Origin of the sequence: Enterobacter sp. RHBSTW-00318, assembly GCF_014101375.1 — a bacterium.
Classification (GTDB): domain Bacteria; phylum Pseudomonadota; class Gammaproteobacteria; order Enterobacterales; family Enterobacteriaceae; genus Enterobacter; species Enterobacter ludwigii.
Map to the genome: position 1 here is coordinate 806,523 of NZ_JABXQH010000001.1, position 19,140 is coordinate 825,662.

A 19,140-nucleotide genomic window follows, 5' to 3' on the forward strand; every position below is an offset into this window, starting at 1 on the left:
TTATGCGCCGTGTGCGTTTTTGCACGTTTCTGAGCGGTCTGCTGCTGGCAGCCCCGCTGTTTGCAGCGGACAACTGGCAGGCTATCCAACAACAAGCCAAAGGCCAGACCGTCTGGTTTAACGCCTGGGGCGGCGATCGGGCGGTAAACCGCTACCTCGAGTGGGTAAGCGGTGAGATGAAAACGCATTACGACATAACCCTTAAAATCGTCCCACTGGCGGATGCCGCCGATGCGGTCAAACGTATTCAAACAGAAGCCGCCGCAGGCCGGAAAACGAACGGTTCAGTCGACCTCTTATGGGTCAACGGTGAGAACTTCCGGACCCTGAAAGCCGCTAACCTGCTGCAAACCGGATGGGCGCAGACCTTGCCCAACTGGCGCTATGTCGATACCCGCAAACCGGTTATGGAGGATTTTGCTGTCCCCACCGATGGCGCGGAATCCCCGTGGGGCGGTGCGCAGCTCACCTTTATTGCCCGCCACGCAAGCCTGCCTGCGCCCCCAAACGATCCTCAGGCGTTACTGGCGTATGCGCAGCAGCATCCGGGCAAAGTCAGCTACCCACGCCCGCCCGATTTTACCGGTACGGCATTTCTGGAACAGTTGCTCCTGACCCTCACCGCTCACCCGGAGGCGTTGCAAAAAGCCCCTGATAACACCTTTGCCCAGGTGACGGCTCCGCTGTGGCACTACCTGGACAAATTACACCCGCTGCTGTGGCGAAAGGGAGAGGACTTTCCTCCCTCGCCCGCCAGAATGGATACCTTGCTTGCCAGCGGTAGCCTCAATCTCTCCCTGACCTTTAACCCGGCACATGCGCAGCAAAAAGTGGCCAGCGGTGAACTGCCTGCCGACAGCTACAGCGTTGGTTTTGACAACGGAATGATAGGCAATGTCCATTTTGTGGCCATTCCGTCGAATGCCAGTGCAAGCGCAGGCGCGAAGGTGGTCGCCAATTTCCTCCTTTCACCGCAGGCGCAAATCCGCAAGGCCGACCCGGCCATCTGGGGAGACCCGAGCGTACTGGATGCGAAAACACTGCCCGAAAAAGAAGCGAAGCAGCTCGCTGCCCATACGCCGGCAGGGCTGCCAAAAATGCTTCCCGAGCCGCACGCTGCCTGGGTTAACGCGCTGGAGCAGGAATGGCTGCGTCGTTACGGCACCCGCTGAGCTGGCTCGTCTGGCTGGCGATGGCGGTCATCTATCTGCCGCTGCTACCCACCGCCGCCATACTGTTTGCCCCGGCATTCTCGCTGAACAACTGGCAGTTGCTGCTTAACGACCCGCAGCTGCCACAGGCAACGATCGCCACGCTGGTCTCAACGCTTATCGCGACGCTGGGGTCGATGTTTATCGCTCTGGTGATCGTGGCCCTCCTGTGGCCGGGCGAGCGCTGGCGACGGCTCAGCAGCCGGCTGCCGTGGCTGCTCGCCGTTCCTCATGTGGCCTTTGCCACCAGCGCTTTACTATTGTTTGCCGAAGGGGGCCTGTTGTATCAGGTGTGTAGCGTCTGTACGCCACCGCTTGACCGATACGGTGCAGGGCTGGGGCTGACGCTTGCGGTAAAAGAGAGCGCGTTTGTGCTGTGGGCCCTTTACGCCGTCCTGCCGGAAAAACGCCTTGCGCAGCAAAAGGTCGTGCTGCATACCTTCGGCTACGGGCGTTTTCAGGCGCTGAACTGGTTCATCCTTCCAACGATCGCGCCGGCTCTTGGCGCGGTGATGCTGGCGGTGCTGGCCTGGTCCCTGTCGGTTGTGGACGTGGCGATGGTGCTCGGGCCCGGCAATCCCCCGACGCTTGCCGTACTGGCGTGGCAATGGCTCAGTCAGGGCGATGCGCAGCAGCAGACAAAGGGAACGCTGCTGTGCCTGCTTCTCCTTCTGCTGCTGGCCGCACTTTCTGCACTGGGTTACGGCGCATGGAGACTCTGGCGTCGCACGTTACCGGACCTGAGCGGACGCCGTCGAATGTCGCTTATCGCGCCACCAGCGCGTCTGCTCAGCGGATTTCTGCCCGCCTGCGGGGTGCTTTGCGCGGTCGTGCTGCTCATGCTGGCGCAGCGGGACGACATCGGTGCGGTTGGCGCCAGCCTCTCCTTTGGCCTGCTCGCCAGCCTGATTTCGCTGGGGGTAATTGTTCTCTGGCTTGAGTGGGGACCGCAGCGAGGCACACAGTGGGTGTGGTTGCCGCTGGCGCTGCCGGCGCTGCCCCTCGTTACTGGACAATATGTTATCGCGTTGCGACTGGGTATCGACGGGCACTATGCCGCCGTGCTGTGGAGCCATCTGCTGTGGGTTTTACCGTGGATGTTGCTGGTCCTCCAGCCAGCCTGGCAGAGGATCGATCCCCGTCTGATCCTTACCGCCAGAACGCTCGGCTGGCGGCGGGGAAAAATCTTCTGCTGGCTGAAATGCCCCTTGCTGGTACGCCCGGCGCTGCTGGCTTTCGCGACCGGGTTTTCCGTCAGCATGGCGCAATACATGCCAACCCTCTGGCTGGGCGCGGGCCGTTTTGCGACGCTGACCACTGAAACCGTGGCGCTCAGCAGTGGAGGCAGCATTCCGCTTCTGGCTAACCGGGCGCTGGGGTTGCTGTTGGTCACGGGGAGCGTGTTTGGCCTTGCCGCCCTGCTATCCCGGCTCGCAAGCCGTTACCGACGAGGATTACGTTAATGCTGCAGGTCAGCAATCTCACCATTGAACCGCTTTTCCGCGAGGTCAATTTTTGTGTGCCACGCGGCGAAATAGTCACGCTGATGGGGCCTTCCGGCAGCGGAAAATCAACCCTTTTTGCCTGGATAGTGGGCGCACTGCCAGACGACTTTCAGGCTCAGGGCGAACTGTGGCTTGATGAACGTCGCTGCGACGGACTGCCCGTGGAGGCCCGCGGGTTGGGGATCCTCTTTCAGGATGCCCTGCTGTTTGACCATTTCAGCGTCGGACAAAATTTGCTGCTGGCATTACCTGAACGGATTGTCGGACGAGCACGACGGGAAGCGGTCGAGCAGGCGCTCGGTTCTGCCGGGCTTGCCGGGCATTACGCCAGCGATCCGGCGACCCTTTCCGGCGGAGAACGTGCCCGGGTCAGTCTGCTGCGTGCCCTGCTTGCAGAGCCGCAGGCGTTACTGCTGGATGAACCGTTCAGCCGTCTCGATAATGCGTTACGCGCTTCGTTTCGGGCATGGGTATTTGACACTACCCGCGCACGCAATATTCCGGTGGTTCTGGTCACGCATGACGACGAAGACGTGCCCCCGGGCGGCGAAGTGATTGAGATTTCTCGCTGGCAATAATGTGCTAACGCAATGTTTTACCTTTCAGGAGAGACGACAATGCCCCCCTCTTTTACTGACGTCAGGTTATTCGATGAAACGTGTTTCTCAACTGACCGCGCTGGCCATGCTGTGCGGCCTCGCTTCATTTTCCTCTCTGGCTGCTGATATGCCGCACGCCATGACGCTGTCTCAACTTCAGGCACAACACGGCGCGGTGATCGACACCCGCGCCAGCGCGTTTTACAACGGCTGGCCGCAAACGCTGAGCGTGCCCTCCGGGCATGAGCCCGCCGCACTTAACCTTTCCGCCTCCTGGCTTGGCGCGATGAGCGATGACCAGATTGCCGTCTGGGCCAGACAGCACCAGCTTACGCCGGCCATGACGATCGCGCTCTACGGTCGCGACGCCGATAATCAGGCGGTCAAAACGCGGCTGGAAAAAGCCGGCTACCACCAGATTTCCGTGCTCAACGATGCCCTGCAGGTACCTGAGCGTCTGCAGCGTTTGCCGCACTTTGAACAACTCGTCTACCCGGAGTGGATCCACCGGCTTCAGCAGGGTAAACCCGTCACTGCTGCGCCAACGGGCGACTGGAAAGTCATTGAAGCCGCATGGGGCGCGCCGAAGTTTTATCTGCTGAACCATATTCCCGGTGCCGGCTACATTGATACCAACGAAGTGGAAAGCGAACCGCTGTGGAATAAAGTTTCTGACGACACGCTAAAAGCGATGCTGGCGAAGCACGGGATCCGTCACGATACGACCGTCATTCTGTATGGCCGTGACGTATATGCCGCCGCCCGCGTGGCGCAGATCATGCTGTATGCGGGCGTGAAGGACGTCCGCATTCTTGATGGCGGCTGGAAAGCCTGGTCTGACGCGGGTCTTCCGGTTGAACGGGGAATGCCCAAAGACGTGAAGCCCGCCCCCGATTTTGGTGCACCGATCCCCGGCCAGCCGCAGTTGATGGTGGATATGGCGCAAGCACGCGGGATGCTGCATCGCCAGGACGCGTCGCTGGTCAGCATTCGTTCCTGGCCGGAGTTCATCGGCGAAACCAGCGGCTACAGCTACATCAAGCCAAAAGGTGAAATTGCCGGTGCCCGCTGGGGTCATGCCGGTAGCGACGCCACCCATATGGAAGATTTCCATAATCCGGATGGCACCATGCGCAGCGCTGACGACATCGCCGCCATGTGGAAAACCTGGAACATCCTGCCGGAACAGCACGTCGCGTTTTACTGCGGCACCGGCTGGCGTGCGTCCGAGACGTTTATGTACGCACGGGCGATGGGCTGGAAAAATGTCGCCGTCTATGACGGCGGCTGGTACGAGTGGAGCAGTCATCCACAGAACCCCGTCTCCAGCGGAAAACGTGGGCCAGAAAGTTCACGCTAACGGGTAAGTGACTTCAGCGTCACATACCCGCTCCAGATGCGCGTTGTGGTGGTCAGCCAGCACAACGCGCCAAATATCCACGCCAGCACGCTGAAGTGCGCCGGAAAGAGGCAGCACAGCACAAACAGCGCGATCGTCTCCGTCCCCTCCGTTAACCCACCAATATAGTAAAACGACTTATGCGCGTAGCCGGGGTTGTCGATGTTGTGTTTCGCTGCCAGCGCGGCAAATGCCAGAAAACTGCTCCCGGTACCGATAAAGGCAAACAACAGCCAGCCAGCGGCAAGCGCATTCTCTGCGGGGGCCGCCAGCGCGAATCCGAAGGGAACCAGCGCGTAAAACAGAAAATCGAGGGCGATATCAAGAAATCCTCCCGCATCCGTCAGCCCGCGCCGGCGCGCCAGCGCACCGTCCAGACCATCCAGCAGGCGATTCAGCACGATGGCGACGAGCGCCGCCGGATACCAGCCGAGGGCCAGAAACGGTAAGGCCAGAACGCCTATGGCAAACCCGGTCAGGGTTAATCCGTCAGGCGTGATCCCCGGCTTATCCAGTACTGACACCAGTCGGTTGAGCGTGGGTTTAATCCGCGGGTGCAGATGACGATCAAGCATGGGGATCCTCTTTAAACGTGGCACATAACCCCTGCGCCGGGATGTCCAGCGCGGCATTAAAGCGTGCAGAGAGATTCTGAAACGCAATCAGCGCCGTCATTTCGGCGATCGCGTCCTCGCTGAAATGGCGTTTGATCTCACTTTTTACTTCGTCATTCACACGGGGCGGCGTCGCGGTGACAGCCTCGGCATAGGCCAGCGCTGCACGCTCCTCTTCGCTAAAAAGAGCGGAATCACGCCACGCGTTGACGGCATGAACCTTATCCAATGCGCCCGAGCGCTCCGCCAGGCGCAAACTGTTGGCATCGATACAAAAAGCGCAGTGACAAAGCTGCGATACCCGGGTCATTAACAGCGAACGGAGCACCGGCGACAGGCGCGCGTGACGACGTTCGAGAAAACCGACGAACAATGCCACCAGCCAGAAAAGACGTGGCATCCTTCCCCACCAGCGCGTGGGGTTAAGCACGGCACCAAAGTGTTTTTTCTGCATGGCGGCAATCGGTTTTATGCTGACCGGAAGGGTGGCGATGGGATCTACCCAGGTGGACGTCTCTTTCACCTGATTCTCCTGATGGCTGGACTCTTAGAAAGGGCACGATAATATGGTGTTTTTCGCTAACAAGTATTGACGACCATGCTAAAAACAGTCGATGTCGTTGCGGCAATCATCGAAAAAGACAACAAAATTTTACTGGCCCAGCGCCCGGCTCATGCCGACCAGCCGGGCATGTGGGAATTCGCAGGCGGAAAAGTAGAAGCCGGTGAGACGCAGCCCGAGGCGCTTGTCCGCGAGCTGCACGAAGAGCTCGGCATCCACGCGCAGCCAGGTGAGTATGTGGCAAGCCATCAGCGTGAGGTGTCACAGCGGTTAATCAACCTTCACGCCTGGCACGTTCCGGCGTTCAGCGGCGCGCTGACGGCGCATTACCACAGTGCGCTGGTGTGGTGTACGCCCGAAGACGCATTTGGTTTCAACTTAGCGCCTGCGGACATCCCGCTGCTGGAGGCGTTTATTGTTTTACGCGACGCCAGACCAGCGGATTCGTGCTAATGGTGCGTTCATCACGCTGGCACTGCAACAGAATGCCGTCCGCTTTTACCACTGCCCCTTCCGAATAGTTCTGATCCTGATAGATGCAGCACTGGTTACACGGCTGCGCTCGCTGGCCGCTGGAGCTGAACACCTCCGGCGGCACATTCACGTCCACATCCGGGCGAATGCGGTCTGCCTGCGCGCCTGCGGTAAACATCAAACATAACGCGGTTATCACGTAACGGTTCATAGACTTATCTTCCTGTTGTGCCCTGATAAAGACTATAACGGTAAACCGGCGCAGAACCTTTAATTTATCTCGTCATCGCTTTTGGTTATGACGAAGCCCCGCTGATTAATTTCCTTTTCGGCATGCATTTCTGCTTGCTTCACAAAGCGGTACGGATGGTATAGTCAAAAAAACAACACAATTCGTATAAGCAATATACATAAAATAATATAAGGGGTTCTTATATCTATGGATCAGACACGCTCTCTGGAAACTTTCCTCTCTTATGTTCAACAGCGCGACCCGCATCAAAGTGAGTTTGCGCAGGCCGTACGTGAAGTCATGACCACGTTGTGGCCGTTCCTTGAAGAAAACCCGCGCTATCGCCAGATGTCACTGCTTGAGCGCCTCGTGGAGCCGGAGCGCGTGATCCAGTTTCGCGTGACCTGGGTAGATGACCGTAATCAGGTCCAGGTTAACCGCGCGTGGCGCGTGCAGTTTAATTCCGCCATCGGCCCGTTTAAGGGTGGGATGCGTTTCCACCCTTCCGTGAATCTGTCGATTTTAAAATTCCTCGGCTTTGAGCAGACGTTTAAAAACGCCCTTACGACCCTGCCCATGGGGGGCGGGAAAGGCGGCAGTGATTTCGATCCGAAAGGCAAAAGCGAAGGTGAAGTGATGCGTTTCTGTCAGGCGCTGATGACCGAACTCTATCGTCATCTTGGTCCCGATACTGACGTTCCGGCGGGCGATATCGGCGTCGGTGCGCGTGAAGTGGGCTTTATGGCCGGCATGATGAAAAAGCTTTCGAATAACAGCGCCTGTGTCTTTACGGGCAAAGGGCTCTCCTTTGGCGGCAGCCTGATCCGTCCGGAAGCCACCGGCTACGGGCTGGTCTATTTTACCGAGGCGATGCTGAAGCGCCACGGCTTAGGGTTTGAAGGTATGCGCGTGGCGGTGTCCGGCTCCGGTAACGTGGCCCAGTACGCCATTGAGAAAGCAATGCAGTTTGGTGCCCGCGTGGTTACCGCGTCAGATTCACGCGGTACCGTGGTGGATGAAGCCGGTTTTACGGCCGAGAAGCTGGCACGCCTGTGCGACATTAAAGCCAGCCGCGACGGCCGTCTGGCGGATTATGCCCGTGAATTTGGTCTGACCTGGCTCGAAGGCAAACAACCGTGGGGCGTGCCGGTCGATATCGCCCTGCCATGTGCGACCCAGAACGAACTGGATACCGAGGCCGCACGCACCCTGATTACCAACGGCGTGAAGGCCGTGGCCGAAGGGGCGAATATGCCAACCACCATCGAAGCGACCGATCTGTTCCTTGAGGCTGGCGTGCTGTTTGCGCCGGGCAAAGCCGCGAACGCCGGTGGCGTGGCGACCTCTGGCCTGGAGATGGCGCAAAACGCCGCGCGCCTCGGCTGGAAGGCAGAGAAAGTGGATGCGCGTCTGCACCACATTATGCTGGATATTCACCACGCCTGCGTCGAGTACGGCGGTGAGGCATCGCAAACCAACTACGTGCGCGGCGCAAATATCGCCGGGTTCGTGAAGGTCGCGGATGCGATGATGGGGCAAGGGGTTATCTAAGCACGCTGTCGCCCTTTCCCGTCGGGAGAGGGCGACAACCGAAAGCACATCAGGCTGCGCTTTTTTTCTTTTTGAACGGTTTCTTCGGCGCACCACCCGGTGCAACCATCCCCCGGAACTGCTTCACCGGCGTATTACGCGCCTGGTTAATCAGCTCGTACAAGGTCTCCACCAGCGGCTGCATAAAGTCCTGATAGCGACACTGCTTTTCACTGATTTGCGTCAGCACGGATTCCCAGTGTGCCGTCATGTCCGGCCTTGCGGCCAGCTCAGGCAGCGAGTGGATCAATGCGCGCCCCGGTTCAGTCGAGTGGATATAGCGCCCTTTTTTCTCCAGAAAACCGCGCTTAAACAGCAGCTCGATAATCCCCGCACGGGTCGCTTCTGTGCCCAGTCCGTCGGTAGCACGCAAGATCTTCTTCAGATCCTTATCCTGAACAAAACGGGCGATCCCGGTCATTGCCGAGAGCAGTGTCGCATCGGTGAAGTGGCGCGGCGGTTGGGTCTGGCGTTCAACCACTTCGCCTTTCTCACACAGCAGCTCGTCATCTTTGGCGACCACCGGCAGCGGCGTGCCGTCATTCTCTTCGTCACGCTCTTTGTTGCCAAGCAGCGTGCGCCAGCCAGCCTCCGCCAGGAAACGCGCCTTGGCGATAAATTTCCCTTTGGCAATTTCCAGCTCAATCACGCATTTGCGGAACATGGCGTCCGGGCAGAACTGCATCAGATACTGACGAGCCACCAGGTTATACACCTTCGCTTCGTTTTCCGTGAGGTTAACGTTGCTGGCGCGCGCCGTCGGGATAATCGCATGGTGGGCATCCACCTTTTTATCATCCCAGCAGCGGTTATGAATGTCCGGATTCACAACCGGTTGCGGCAGCAGATCCGGCGCGTGAACGGCAATGGCGTTCATCACCGAGTGACGGCCGGCAAAGTGCTCTTCCGGCAGATACCGGCTGTCAGAACGCGGATAGGTAATGAGTTTGTGGGTTTCGTAGAGCTTCTGGCAGATATCAAGGACGTTCTGCGCGCTCAGACCGAAGCGTTTCGCCGCTTCAATCTGCAGCGCGGAAAGCGAGAACGGCAGCGGCGCGGGTTCTGATTCCCGTTTATCGTTATAGCTGGTGACAATAGCAGGCTGACCGGTAATCCGGTTGACCACGTGCTCCGCCAGCGGACGGTGCAGCAACCGCCCCTCTTCATCCTGATACGATTCGCAGGCATCGCTTGGCTGCCAGACGGCGGTAAAGCGCTCGTCTTTTGGCGTGACGATATGCGCTTTAACCTCAAAGAAATCTTTGGCGACGAAATTCTCAATCTCTTCGTCACGACGCACCACCAGCCCCAGCACCGGCGTTTGCACACGCCCGACGGAGAGGACGCCCTGATAACCGGCATTACGCCCCAGAATGGTGTAGGCGCGGGTCATGTTGATCCCGTAAAGCCAGTCCGCTCGAGCGCGGGCCAGCGCGGAAACGCACAGCGGAATAAACTCGCTGTTCGCGCGCAGACGTGAAATGGCCCGCTCCACGGCCTGCGGATTGAGGTCGTTAATCAGGCAGCGCTGGACCTGCTGGCGTTTTTCCGGCGCCAGCTCCAGATAGTCCAGCACCTCATCCACCAGCAGTTGCCCTTCCCTGTCCGGGTCACCCGCGTGGATGACTTCCGTCGCGTCATGCAAAAAACGTTTAATCACGTTGAGCTGTTTGGTGACGGAAGGCCGTGGCTGCAGGCGCCATTTATCAGGGACGATGGGTAGGTCATTGAGGTTCCAGCGGGCATAGCGGCTGTCGTAAACATCCGGCTGCGCCTGCTCAAGCAGGTGACCGATACACCAGGTGACCACCTGCCCGTTACCGCATTCGATAAAGCCGTCGCCCTTGCGATGCGGCTTCGGCAGCACATCGGCAATGGCACGGGCCAGGCTCGGCTTTTCGGCAATAAACAACCGCATTGAATTAACGGATCTCAATCATCGGTCGGCCACCGCGCGCGGTCACCAGTTCACCGATCGCCGTCAGGGTAATACCAAACTCTGCGGCCGTCGCCTGGACGTCGGCTTCAGCGTCTGGCGTGACCGCCAGCAGCAAACCACCGGACGTTTGCGGATCGCACAGCAGATTGCGCCACGCTTCAGGCATTTCACCCATCAGATGACCATAGCTGGCAAAGTTACGCTGGGTACCGCCCGGAACGGCGCCCGCTGCAATGTACTCCTCCACACCCGGCAGCTTCGGCACGTCCTGATACCAGACCTGCGCCTGTACGCCCGCGCCCTGACACACTTCGGAGAGGTGTCCGAGAAGGCCAAAACCGGTCACGTCGGTCATGGCTTTCACGCCGTCGATATTCGCAAAGGCCGCACCCGCGAGGTTCATCTGGCACATGACCTCGGTTGCCAGCCCCTGGTGTTCCGGCTTCAGCAGCGATTTTTTCTCCGCAGTAGTGAGGACACCAATGCCCAGCGGTTTGGTGAGGAACAGCTTGCAGCCCGCCTGCGCGGTGCTGTTGCGTTTCACGCGCTCGGTGGGCACCACGCCCGTGACCGCGAGACCGAAGATCGGCTCCGGCGCATCGATAGAATGTCCCCCGGCCAGCGCGATCCCCGCCTGCTGGCAGGCAAAACGTCCCCCTTCGATCACCTCACGGGCAATTTCAGGAGCAAGGGTGTTAATCGGCCAGCCCAGAATGGCAATCGCCATAATCGGTTTGCCCCCCATGGCGAAAATATCGCTGATGGCGTTGGTGGCCGCAATACGCCCGAAATCGAACGGGTTGTCGACAATCGGCATAAAGAAGTCGGTGGTACTGATAATGCTGGTGCCGTTACCCAGGTCATAAACTGCCGCATCGTCACGCGTTTCGTTACCGACAAGCAGGTTCGGGTCGACAAACTTCGCCTGTTCACTGTGGAGAATGGTCTCCAGCACTTTCGGGGAAATTTTACAACCGCAACCGGCTCCGTGGCTGTATTGCGTTAAACGAATAGTTTGCTCGCTCATGGACGTCTCCTGTCATCTCAATCGCGCTATGGTAGCGCTCATTCCATAAAGAGGTAAGTATGACTGTCTGAATTCTGCGGCAGATGCTCAGAATCCAGACAGTTTAGCGCGCGTTATCAGAAACGGCTGACGAAAGGCGTGGTGTCCGGCACATTAATGGTGGCGGAGGCTTTAAGCTGAGGCGTGCCGAGATAGAGGAAGCCGACAATTTTATCATGTTCGCCACAGGCGAATCCGTCGCGAACCGGCTGGCTGTTGGTCAGCGGCCCTGTGCGCCAGATACCGTTAAACCCTTGCGCCACGGCGGCCATTTGCATTGCCATGACGGCACAGCCGGCAGACATTTCCTGCTCCCAGACCGGCACTTTGTGGTCGGCCTGACATTTCGCCACGACAGCGATGATCATCGGCGCACGGAATGGCGCACTGCGGGCTTTCTCAATACCCTTCTCATCCTGACCTGCGGCAACCGCCCCCTGCTCCAGTATCTGACTGAAACGATCGCGGCCTTCACCTTCAATCACAAAGAAGTGCCATGGCTGCAGCGTACCATGATCCGGTGCACGCAGGCCGGCACGCAGAATATTCTCCAGTTGCTCCCCTGCCGGCGCCGGCTCGGTGAGACGTGAAGCGCTACGGCGGTTAACAAGCAGTTCAAGTGCGTCCATTGGTTAACTCCTTTCTTGAAATTTACTCACAAAATTAACACGGCGGCAGATTTTGTTACAGCGTAGCAGGCGATTCCTGCTGACAAGTGACGGTTGGGTCATTACGATAACCGCACATTGCCGTCCCGTGGCGACGGAAACAGTCATTTTCTGGTTAGGGAGAATACATGCGAACCCTTTGGCGAATCATTGCCGGTTTCTTTAAATGGACGTGGCGACTGCTCAACTTCGTCCGCAACCTGGTGATGAATATCTTCTTCATCCTCCTGGTTCTGGTTTGCGCAGGCGTCTGGATGCATATCAGCAACGCAAATCAGGCGCAGCATTCGACTCGCGGGGCGCTGTTACTTGATATCACGGGCGTCATCGTCGATAAGCCGTCCACCAGCAATCGTCTGGGCGTTATTGGCCGTCAGCTGTTTGGCGCGACATCAGACCGTCTTCAGGAAAACTCCCTGTTCGATATCGTCGATACCATTCGTCAGGCAAAAGATGACCGCAACATTACCGGCATCGTGCTGGATCTGAAAGATTTTGCCGGCGGCGACCAGCCTTCAATGCAATACATTGGTAAAGCGCTGCGCGAATTCCGCGACAGCGGCAAGCCGGTGATTGCGGTCGGAGACAGCTACAGCCAGGGGCAATATTATCTGGCCAGCTTCGCCAATAAAATCTGGCTCTCCCCGCAGGGTACGGTCGATCTGCATGGCTTTGCCACTAACGGTCTGTATTACAAATCGCTGCTCGACAAACTGAAAGTCACCACCCACGTCTTCCGCGTCGGAACCTATAAATCCGCCGTGGAGCCGTTTATTCGTGATGATATGTCCCCTGCGGCCCGTGAAGCGGACAGCCGCTGGATTGGTGAGCTGTGGCAGAACTATCTGAGCACCGTGGCCGCTAACCGCCAGATAACCGCTGAACAGGTGTTCCCTGGCGCGCAGGGCGTGCTGGAAGGCCTGCGCAAGGTTGATGGTGATACCGCAAAATATGCGCTGGATAACAAACTGGTCGATGCGCTGGGCACCAGCGCGGATATCGAAAAATCACTGAGCAAACAGTTTGGCTGGAGCAAAGAGGATAAAAACTTCAGCGCTATCAGCATGTACGATTATGCGACCAAAAAGCCGGATGACAGCGGTGACAGCGTCGCGGTGGTCTTTGCTAATGGTGCCATCATGGACGGCGAGGAAACGCCGGGTAACGTGGGCGGCGATACCACCGCATCGCAAATCCGTGATGCTCGCCTTGATCCGAAAGTGAAGGCGATTGTACTGCGCGTAAACAGCCCTGGCGGCAGCGTCAGCGCTTCTGAAGTTATCCGCGCTGAACTTGCCGCGGCACGTGCAGCTGGCAAGCCGGTAGTGGTGTCGATGGGCGGAATGGCAGCATCGGGCGGTTACTGGATTTCAACCCCGGCTAACTACATCGTCGCCAACCCGAGCACGCTGACCGGCTCGATTGGCATCTTTGGGGTGATTAACACCGTGGAAAACAGCCTGGATTATCTGGGCGTCCATACCGATGGCGTTGCCACTTCACCGCTGGCGGATGTGTCGGTCACCAAATCGCTGCCGCCTGAAGTCTCTGAGATGATGCAGCTCAGTATCGAGAACGGCTACAAGCGCTTTATTACGCTGGTGGCAGAGTCCCGTAAAAAGACACCGCAACAGATCGACGACATTGCGCAGGGCCACGTCTGGACCGGCCAGGATGCGAAGAATAATGGTCTGGTAGACAGCCTGGGCGACTTTGATGACGCGGTGAAGAAAGCCGCCGAACTGGCGAAGCTCAAGCAGTGGCACGTTGAGTATTACCAGGACGAGCCGTCGTTCTTTGACCTGGTGATGAACAGCATGTCCGGCTCCGTGCGTGCCATGCTGCCTGAGGCGCTGCAGGCGTATCTGCCTGCGCCAGTCGCGACGGCGGCTAAAGCAATGAAAGCGGAAAGCGACAAACTGGCGGCCTTTAACGATCCACAAAGCCGTTACGCGTTTTGTCTGACCTGTGCAAACGTCCGTTAAACACCGTCCCCTCTTCCCGTGAAGAGGGGATTTTTTTCTTTTGAAGAACAAGAACTCACTACCATGCAGAAGAAATCGATTTATGTAGCCTACACTGGCGGTACCATCGGTATGCAGCGCTCTGAAAACGGCTATATCCCGGTCTCCGGCCACCTTCAGCGACAGCTCGCGCTGATGCCTGAATTCCACCGTCCTGAAATGCCTGACTTCACCATTCACGAATACGAGCCGCTGATGGACTCCTCCGATATGACGCCGGAAGACTGGCAGCATATCGCGGACGACATTAAAGCCCATTACGACCAGTACGACGGCTTTGTGATCCTGCATGGTACCGACACGATGGCGTTTACCGCCTCGGCACTCTCCTTCATGCTGGAGAATCTGGGCAAACCCGTCATCGTCACCGGCTCGCAAATTCCGCTGGCGGAGCTGCGTTCTGATGGGCAGATCAACCTGCTCAACTCCCTGTATGTGGCAGCGAATTACCCGATTAACGAAGTGTCGCTGTTCTTCAACAACCGACTGTATCGCGGCAACCGGACCACGAAGGCGCACGCCGATGGTTTTGACGCTTTCGCCTCACCGAACCTGCAGCCGCTACTGGAGGCGGGCATCCATATTCGTCGTCTGGGCACCCCGCCTGCGCCGAGCACGGCGGGCGAACTGATTGTTCATCCGATCACGCCGCAACCGATTGGCGTGGTAACGATTTACCCGGGTATCTCTGCAGATGTGGTGCGTAACTTCCTGCGCCAGCCGGTGAAAGCGCTGATCCTGCGCTCTTACGGCGTGGGCAATGCCCCGCAGAACGGCGAGTTCCTGAAAGAGCTGCAGGAAGCGAGCGAGCGCGGGATCGTGGTGGTTAACCTGACGCAATGCATGTCCGGTAAAGTCAACATGGGCGGTTACGCCACCGGTAACGCCCTCGCGCATGCAGGCGTTATCAGCGGATTCGATATGACCGTTGAAGCTACGCTGACTAAACTTCACTATTTACTGAGTCAGGATCTGGACATTCAGTCCATCCGCAGCGCGATGATGCAAAACCTGCGCGGCGAACTGACGCCGGACGAATAAGGAGACACCATGACGCAACGCGCCCTGTTACTGGTCGATTTGCAAAATGATTTCTGTGCGGGCGGCGCACTGGCCGTCGCTGAAGGTGACAGCACCGTAGACGTGGCGAATACGCTGATTGAGTGGTGCAAAACGCGGGGTGAGGCAGTTGTCGCAAGCCAGGACTGGCACCCGGCTGACCACGGCAGTTTTGCCAGCCAGCACGGCGTTGAGCCCTTCACTCAGGGTGAACTTGACGGCCTGGCACAAACCTTCTGGCCGGATCACTGCGTGCAACAGACGGAAGGTGCGCAGCTGCATCCGCTGCTGAATCAGAAGGCCATCGACGCGGTGTTTCATAAAGGGGAAAACCCGTCTATCGACAGCTACAGCGCCTTCTTTGATAACGGACATCGCCAGAAAACGGCGCTGGACGGGTGGTTACGCCATCACGAAATCACCGAACTGATTGTGCTGGGTCTGGCGACGGATTACTGCGTGAAGTTCACCGTGCTGGACGCCCTCCAGCTAGGCTATACCGTCAGCGTCATCACCGACGGCTGTCGTGGGGTGAACATTCAGGCGCAGGACAGCGCACAGGCGTTTATGGATATGGCCGCGGAAGGCGCCACCCTGTATACCCTGGAAGACTGGCTGGAAACGCACGCCTGACCTTCTCGCCGGGCAAGCCACAGTGCTGCCCGGCACGCCCCGTCTCATTCCCCATAAAGTGAACTCCCTCGCATCACCAGCGAAGCGGCAATGCTATTCTCTTCAGGCTGTTTTTTCGCCACGCCTTTTCCGTGGCGTGGTTATTTTTGTTAAGTCAAAGAGGAACTTGTATGAAACGTTTGCCTTTGCTGGCAGCATTACCCCTGCTTTGCGCGTCAGTTGCTTCCGCCACTCCCCTGATGTCTGTGGGATATTTTAATGGCGGTGGCGATGTCACCGCCGGTCCCGGTGGTGATATCAATACGCTCGACGTTCGTCAGATTACCCACCTGAACTACTCATTTGGTCTGGTCTATAACGATGAGAAAGACGAAACCCATGCTGCACTGAAAGATCCGGCGAAACTTCATCAGATCTGGCTGTCGCCAAAAGTCGCCGCCGATCTGGCGCTAATCCCGACGCTGCGTAAGCAAAATCCAAACCTGAAAGTGCTGCTCTCCGTGGGCGGATGGGGTGCGCGTGGCTTCTCCGGCGCAGCCGCGACCCAAGAGAGCCGTGCGGTGTTTATCCGCTCGGCTCAGGAGATTGTCGAAAAATATGCACTCGACGGCATCGATCTTGACTGGGAATATCCGGTAAATGGCGCATGGGGACTGGTGGCCAGCACGCCAGCCGATCGCGATAACTTCACCGCACTGCTGAAAGAATTGCGCGCCGCCTTCGGGCATAAAAAGCTGGTCACCATCGCGGTGGGGGCAAATGCAGAAAGTCCGAAAAGCTGGGTGGATGTTAAGGCCATTGCCCCGCAGCTCGACTACATCAACCTGATGACCTACGACATGGCGTATGGCACACAGTATTTCAACGCCAATCTGTATGACTCCAGCGACTGGCCAACGGTGGCCGCCGCAGACAAATACAGCGTGGATTTTGTGGTGAACAACTATCTGGCGGCCGGGCTGAAGCCGCAACAGATGAACCTCGGGATTGGTTTTTACGGCCGCGTGCCGAAACGCGCCGTGGAGCCCGGCATTGACTGGACAAAACCCGATGCGCAAAACCATCCGGTGACCCAGCCCTACTTTGGGCCTCAGGAAACCGGCTTGTTCGCGTCACTGGGTTACGACCTGACCAAAGATACGTATGTGAAGTACAACGATATTGTGAAAAAGCTCTTAAACGACCCGCAGAAGCGTTTTACCGAACACTGGGACGAACGGGCGCAAGTGCCGTGGCTTTCAGTGAATGCGGCGGACGGCAAGGCGCTGTTTGCCCTTTCCTATGAGAACCCGCGTTCCGTCGCCATCAAAGCGGATTACATCAAGGAGAAAGGTCTCGCCGGGGCGATGTTCTGGGAGTACGGCGCGGATGACAATAACCAGTTAGCGAAACAGCTGGCGGAGTCGCTGGGAATTAAACCCAAAGAGTAAGGTAAGCACGCCCTCTCTCCAGAGAGAGGGCGCTGGCAGGACTGCCGCCCCACCGTTACTGCATTTTTATCGTCGCGATCGGCTTTGGCGTGATACCAAAGTCCTCTTTCAGCTCGCGCTTGCTCTTCATCACCATCTGGCCTTGAGTGTCGATAGTCATGTGTTGCGCGTCGGTATTGTTACGCGCCTGCCAGAGCATCACCAGTAGCAGACTGTTCTCTTTTTGCTCCGGCGTGAGCGCGACACCGTCTGGCCATTTTCCCAGTTCAACTGCAGTCACCAGGCGCTGATACACCTCCGGCGTCATACCGCTAATCATGTCATCAATATTCACGATCTCTCCCTTTCAAAGGAATAATTTGCTGAATCGTTTTTTCAACCTTTGATCTGGTCACCGTTTTCATCATCGGTGAAGCTCATCGACGCTGAATTCACACAGAAACGCTCACCCGTCGGCTGAGGGCCATCCGGGAACACGTGTCCAAGGTGGGCGTCACAGGTTCCGCAACGAATTTCAGTTCGCACCATGCCGTGCGACGTGTCGCTCAGGTAGCGGATCGCATCGTCGCTGACCGGCTCATAAAAGCTTGGCCAGCCACAGCCAGAATCGAACTTCGTTTGGGAATTGAACAACGGGGCATCACATACCAGACAATGGTAGACACCGTCGCGCTTGTTGTGCAGTAAACGGCCGGTAAAAGGCGGTTCGGTTCCGTGATTTTGCGTCACGTAAAACTGCATTTCGGTGAGGTTTTTTTTCAAATCGTCAGGGTTACGTTGGTTCGACATATGCTTACATCTCGCTGTAGAAACAGACACCTTTTAACCCGGATTCTAACAAAACATTAACACCCTTGCGTGCACTTTTGTTCTAAACTTATGTGTCGCGAAAAGGCGGTCAGGCAATTGTGATCATGTTCACATTTTTATCCTGCGAGGACTTTAAAATGCCGCGCGCAGCCCCCATGTGGTTGCTAGCTCAAAGGGAAAGTGAGGCGAGTCAGTCGCACAAACGTTAGTCACAGGATTGATTTGTCGCAATGATTGACACGATTCCGCTTGACGCTGCGTAAGGTTTTTGTAATTTTACAGGCAACCTTTTATTCACTAACAAATAGCTGGTGGAATATATGACTATCAAAGTAGGTATCAACGGTTTTGGCCGTATCGGCCGTATTGTTTTCCGTGCTGCTCAGAAACGTTCTGACATCGAAATCGTTGGTATCAACGATCTCCTGGACGCTGAATACATGGCGTACATGCTGAAGTACGACTCAACTCACGGTCGTTTCGACGGCACCGTTGAAGTGAAAGACGGCCACCTGGTTGTTAATGGCAAAACCATCCGCGTTACTGCTGAGAAAGACCCAGCTAACCTGAAATGGAACGAAATCGGTGTTGATGTTGTAGCAGAAGCTACCGGTATCTTCCTGACCGACGAAACTGCGCGTAAACACATCACCGCGGGTGCGAAAAAAGTTGTTCTGACCGGTCCTTCTAAAGACAACACACCAATGTTCGTTCGTGGTGCAAACTTCGAAACTTACGCTGGCCAGGACATCGTTTCTAACGCATCCTGCACCACCAACTGCCTGGCACCGCTGGCGAAAGTAATCAACGACAACTTCGGCATCGTCGAAGGTCTGATGACTACCGTTCACGCGACCACCGCGACTCAGAAAACTGTTGACGGCCCGTCTCACAAAGACTGGCGTGGCGGCCGTGGCGCGGCTCAGAACATCATCCCATCCTCTACCGGTGCAGCTAAAGCTGTAGGTAAAGTACTGCCAGAACTGAATGGCAAACTGACTGGTATGGCGTTCCGCGTTCCAACTCCTAACGTATCCGTTGTTGACCTGACCGTTCGTCTGGAAAAAGCTGCTTCTTATGAAGAAATTAAGAAAGCAATCAAAGCTGCTTCCGAAGGCGCAATGAAAGGCGTTCTGGGCTACACCGAAGACGACGTTGTATCTACCGATTTCAACGGCGAAGTGTGCACTTCCGTGTTCGATGCTAAAGCAGGTATCGCACTGAACGACAACTTCGTGAAACTGGTTTCCTGGTACGACAACGAAACAGGCTACTCTAACAAAGTACTGGACCTGATCGCTCACATCTCCAAATAAGTTGAGATG

19 protein-coding genes are annotated in these 19,140 nt (G+C 57.1%); 11 read left to right on the top strand and 8 right to left on the bottom strand.

Features of this window, described 5'->3' with window-relative positions; genetic code table 11:
- Positions 1-2: 2 nt before the first annotated feature.
- The 4 genes from HV157_RS03960 to HV157_RS03975 all read left to right on the top strand — a co-directional run bounded on the left by HV157_RS03960 (position 3) and on the right by HV157_RS03975 (position 4,675).
- A complete protein-coding gene (locus HV157_RS03960; RefSeq protein WP_074147003.1) occupies positions 3-1,172 on the top strand; it encodes an ABC transporter substrate-binding protein in 1,170 nt (389 codons plus the stop codon).
- Positions 1,145-2,674: a thiamine ABC transporter permease gene (locus HV157_RS03965; RefSeq protein WP_040017241.1), complete on the top strand. Its 1,530-nt coding sequence runs from the start codon at positions 1,145-1,147 to the stop codon at positions 2,672-2,674. Before HV157_RS03960 ends, HV157_RS03965 begins: the two co-directional genes overlap by 28 nt.
- Entirely contained in the window at positions 2,674-3,294 is a 621-nt protein-coding gene (locus HV157_RS03970; protein WP_040017239.1) for an ATP-binding cassette domain-containing protein, read from the top strand. Before HV157_RS03965 ends, HV157_RS03970 begins: the two co-directional genes overlap by 1 nt.
- Positions 3,295-3,367: 73 nt before the next feature.
- Positions 3,368-4,675, top strand: a complete 1,308-nt coding sequence (locus tag HV157_RS03975) for a rhodanese-like domain-containing protein (RefSeq protein ID WP_182268481.1) — start codon at positions 3,368-3,370, stop codon at positions 4,673-4,675.
- Here the strand turns inward: HV157_RS03975 and HV157_RS03980 are convergent.
- Positions 4,672-5,289, bottom strand: coding sequence for a CDP-alcohol phosphatidyltransferase family protein (locus HV157_RS03980; RefSeq protein WP_032677958.1), 618 nt, complete (start codon positions 5,287-5,289; stop codon positions 4,672-4,674). The two genes, HV157_RS03975 and HV157_RS03980, sit on opposite strands and share 4 nt — an antisense overlap.
- Complete coding sequence (locus HV157_RS03985; protein ID WP_040017238.1) at positions 5,282-5,851, bottom strand: carboxymuconolactone decarboxylase family protein; 570 nt, start codon at positions 5,849-5,851, stop codon at positions 5,282-5,284. The genes HV157_RS03980 and HV157_RS03985 overlap by 8 nt, the downstream gene beginning before the upstream one ends.
- A 75-nt stretch (positions 5,852-5,926) precedes the next feature.
- On the opposite strand from HV157_RS03985, the gene HV157_RS03990 reads away from it, so the two are divergent.
- A complete protein-coding gene (locus HV157_RS03990) occupies positions 5,927-6,343 on the top strand; it encodes a pyrimidine (deoxy)nucleoside triphosphate diphosphatase (RefSeq protein ID WP_025204417.1) in 417 nt (138 codons plus the stop codon).
- Here HV157_RS03990 and HV157_RS03995 read toward each other — a convergent pair.
- Positions 6,303-6,575: a YnjH family protein gene (locus tag HV157_RS03995; RefSeq protein ID WP_032677956.1), complete on the bottom strand. Its 273-nt coding sequence runs from the start codon at positions 6,573-6,575 to the stop codon at positions 6,303-6,305. The two genes, HV157_RS03990 and HV157_RS03995, sit on opposite strands and share 41 nt — an antisense overlap.
- A 228-nt stretch (positions 6,576-6,803) precedes the next feature.
- Between HV157_RS03995 and gdhA the strand changes: the two genes are divergently transcribed.
- Positions 6,804-8,147 carry an NADP-specific glutamate dehydrogenase gene (gene gdhA / locus HV157_RS04000; RefSeq protein WP_014169652.1) on the top strand — a complete coding sequence of 448 codons (1,344 nt, stop codon included), beginning with the start codon at positions 6,804-6,806 and terminating at the stop codon, positions 8,145-8,147.
- A 49-nt stretch (positions 8,148-8,196) separates the two neighbouring features.
- Here the strand turns inward: gdhA and HV157_RS04005 are convergent, their stop codons facing one another.
- From HV157_RS04005 to HV157_RS04015, 3 genes are all read right to left on the bottom strand, one after another.
- Positions 8,197-10,104, bottom strand: a complete 1,908-nt coding sequence (locus HV157_RS04005) for a DNA topoisomerase III (protein ID WP_040017237.1) — start codon at positions 10,102-10,104, stop codon at positions 8,197-8,199.
- A gap of 4 nt (positions 10,105-10,108) precedes the next feature.
- Positions 10,109-11,152: a selenide, water dikinase SelD gene (gene selD / locus HV157_RS04010; protein WP_020884436.1), complete on the bottom strand. Its 1,044-nt coding sequence runs from the start codon at positions 11,150-11,152 to the stop codon at positions 10,109-10,111.
- Positions 11,153-11,268: 116 nt separating this feature from the next.
- Entirely contained in the window at positions 11,269-11,820 is a 552-nt protein-coding gene (locus HV157_RS04015) for an NAD(P)H nitroreductase (RefSeq protein ID WP_014169648.1), read from the bottom strand.
- 167 nt (positions 11,821-11,987) lie between these two features.
- Here HV157_RS04015 and sppA point away from each other — a divergent pair, with 167 nt between their 5' ends.
- From sppA to HV157_RS04035, 4 genes are all read left to right on the top strand, one after another.
- On the top strand, positions 11,988-13,844 hold the full coding sequence (sppA, locus tag HV157_RS04020) for a signal peptide peptidase SppA (RefSeq protein ID WP_014169647.1): 1,857 nt from the start codon (positions 11,988-11,990) through the stop codon (positions 13,842-13,844).
- A gap of 63 nt (positions 13,845-13,907) precedes the next feature.
- Complete coding sequence (ansA, locus tag HV157_RS04025; RefSeq protein WP_020884438.1) at positions 13,908-14,924, top strand: asparaginase; 1,017 nt, start codon at positions 13,908-13,910, stop codon at positions 14,922-14,924.
- Positions 14,925-14,933: 9 nt separating this feature from the next.
- Positions 14,934-15,575, top strand: a complete 642-nt coding sequence (pncA, locus tag HV157_RS04030; RefSeq protein ID WP_032681225.1) for a bifunctional nicotinamidase/pyrazinamidase — start codon at positions 14,934-14,936, stop codon at positions 15,573-15,575.
- A gap of 170 nt (positions 15,576-15,745) precedes the next feature.
- Positions 15,746-17,005 (top strand): glycoside hydrolase family 18 protein, encoded by a 1,260-nt coding sequence (locus HV157_RS04035; protein ID WP_182268480.1) that lies wholly within the window; start codon positions 15,746-15,748, stop codon positions 17,003-17,005.
- Between the two features lie 55 nt (positions 17,006-17,060).
- Here HV157_RS04035 and HV157_RS04040 read toward each other — a convergent pair whose 3' ends face one another.
- Entirely contained in the window at positions 17,061-17,339 is a 279-nt protein-coding gene (locus HV157_RS04040) for a YeaC family protein (protein ID WP_182268479.1), read from the bottom strand.
- 41 nt (positions 17,340-17,380) lie between these two features.
- Positions 17,381-17,794: a peptide-methionine (R)-S-oxide reductase MsrB gene (gene msrB / locus HV157_RS04045; RefSeq protein WP_020884441.1), complete on the bottom strand. Its 414-nt coding sequence runs from the start codon at positions 17,792-17,794 to the stop codon at positions 17,381-17,383.
- 341 nt (positions 17,795-18,135) lie between these two features.
- On the opposite strand from msrB, the gene gapA reads away from it, so the two are divergent.
- The gene (gene gapA, locus HV157_RS04050) at positions 18,136-19,131 is read left to right on the top strand and encodes a glyceraldehyde-3-phosphate dehydrogenase (protein ID WP_020884442.1); all 996 of its coding nucleotides are present in this window, start codon (positions 18,136-18,138) and stop codon (positions 19,129-19,131) included.
- Positions 19,132-19,140: the final 9 nt, after the last annotated feature.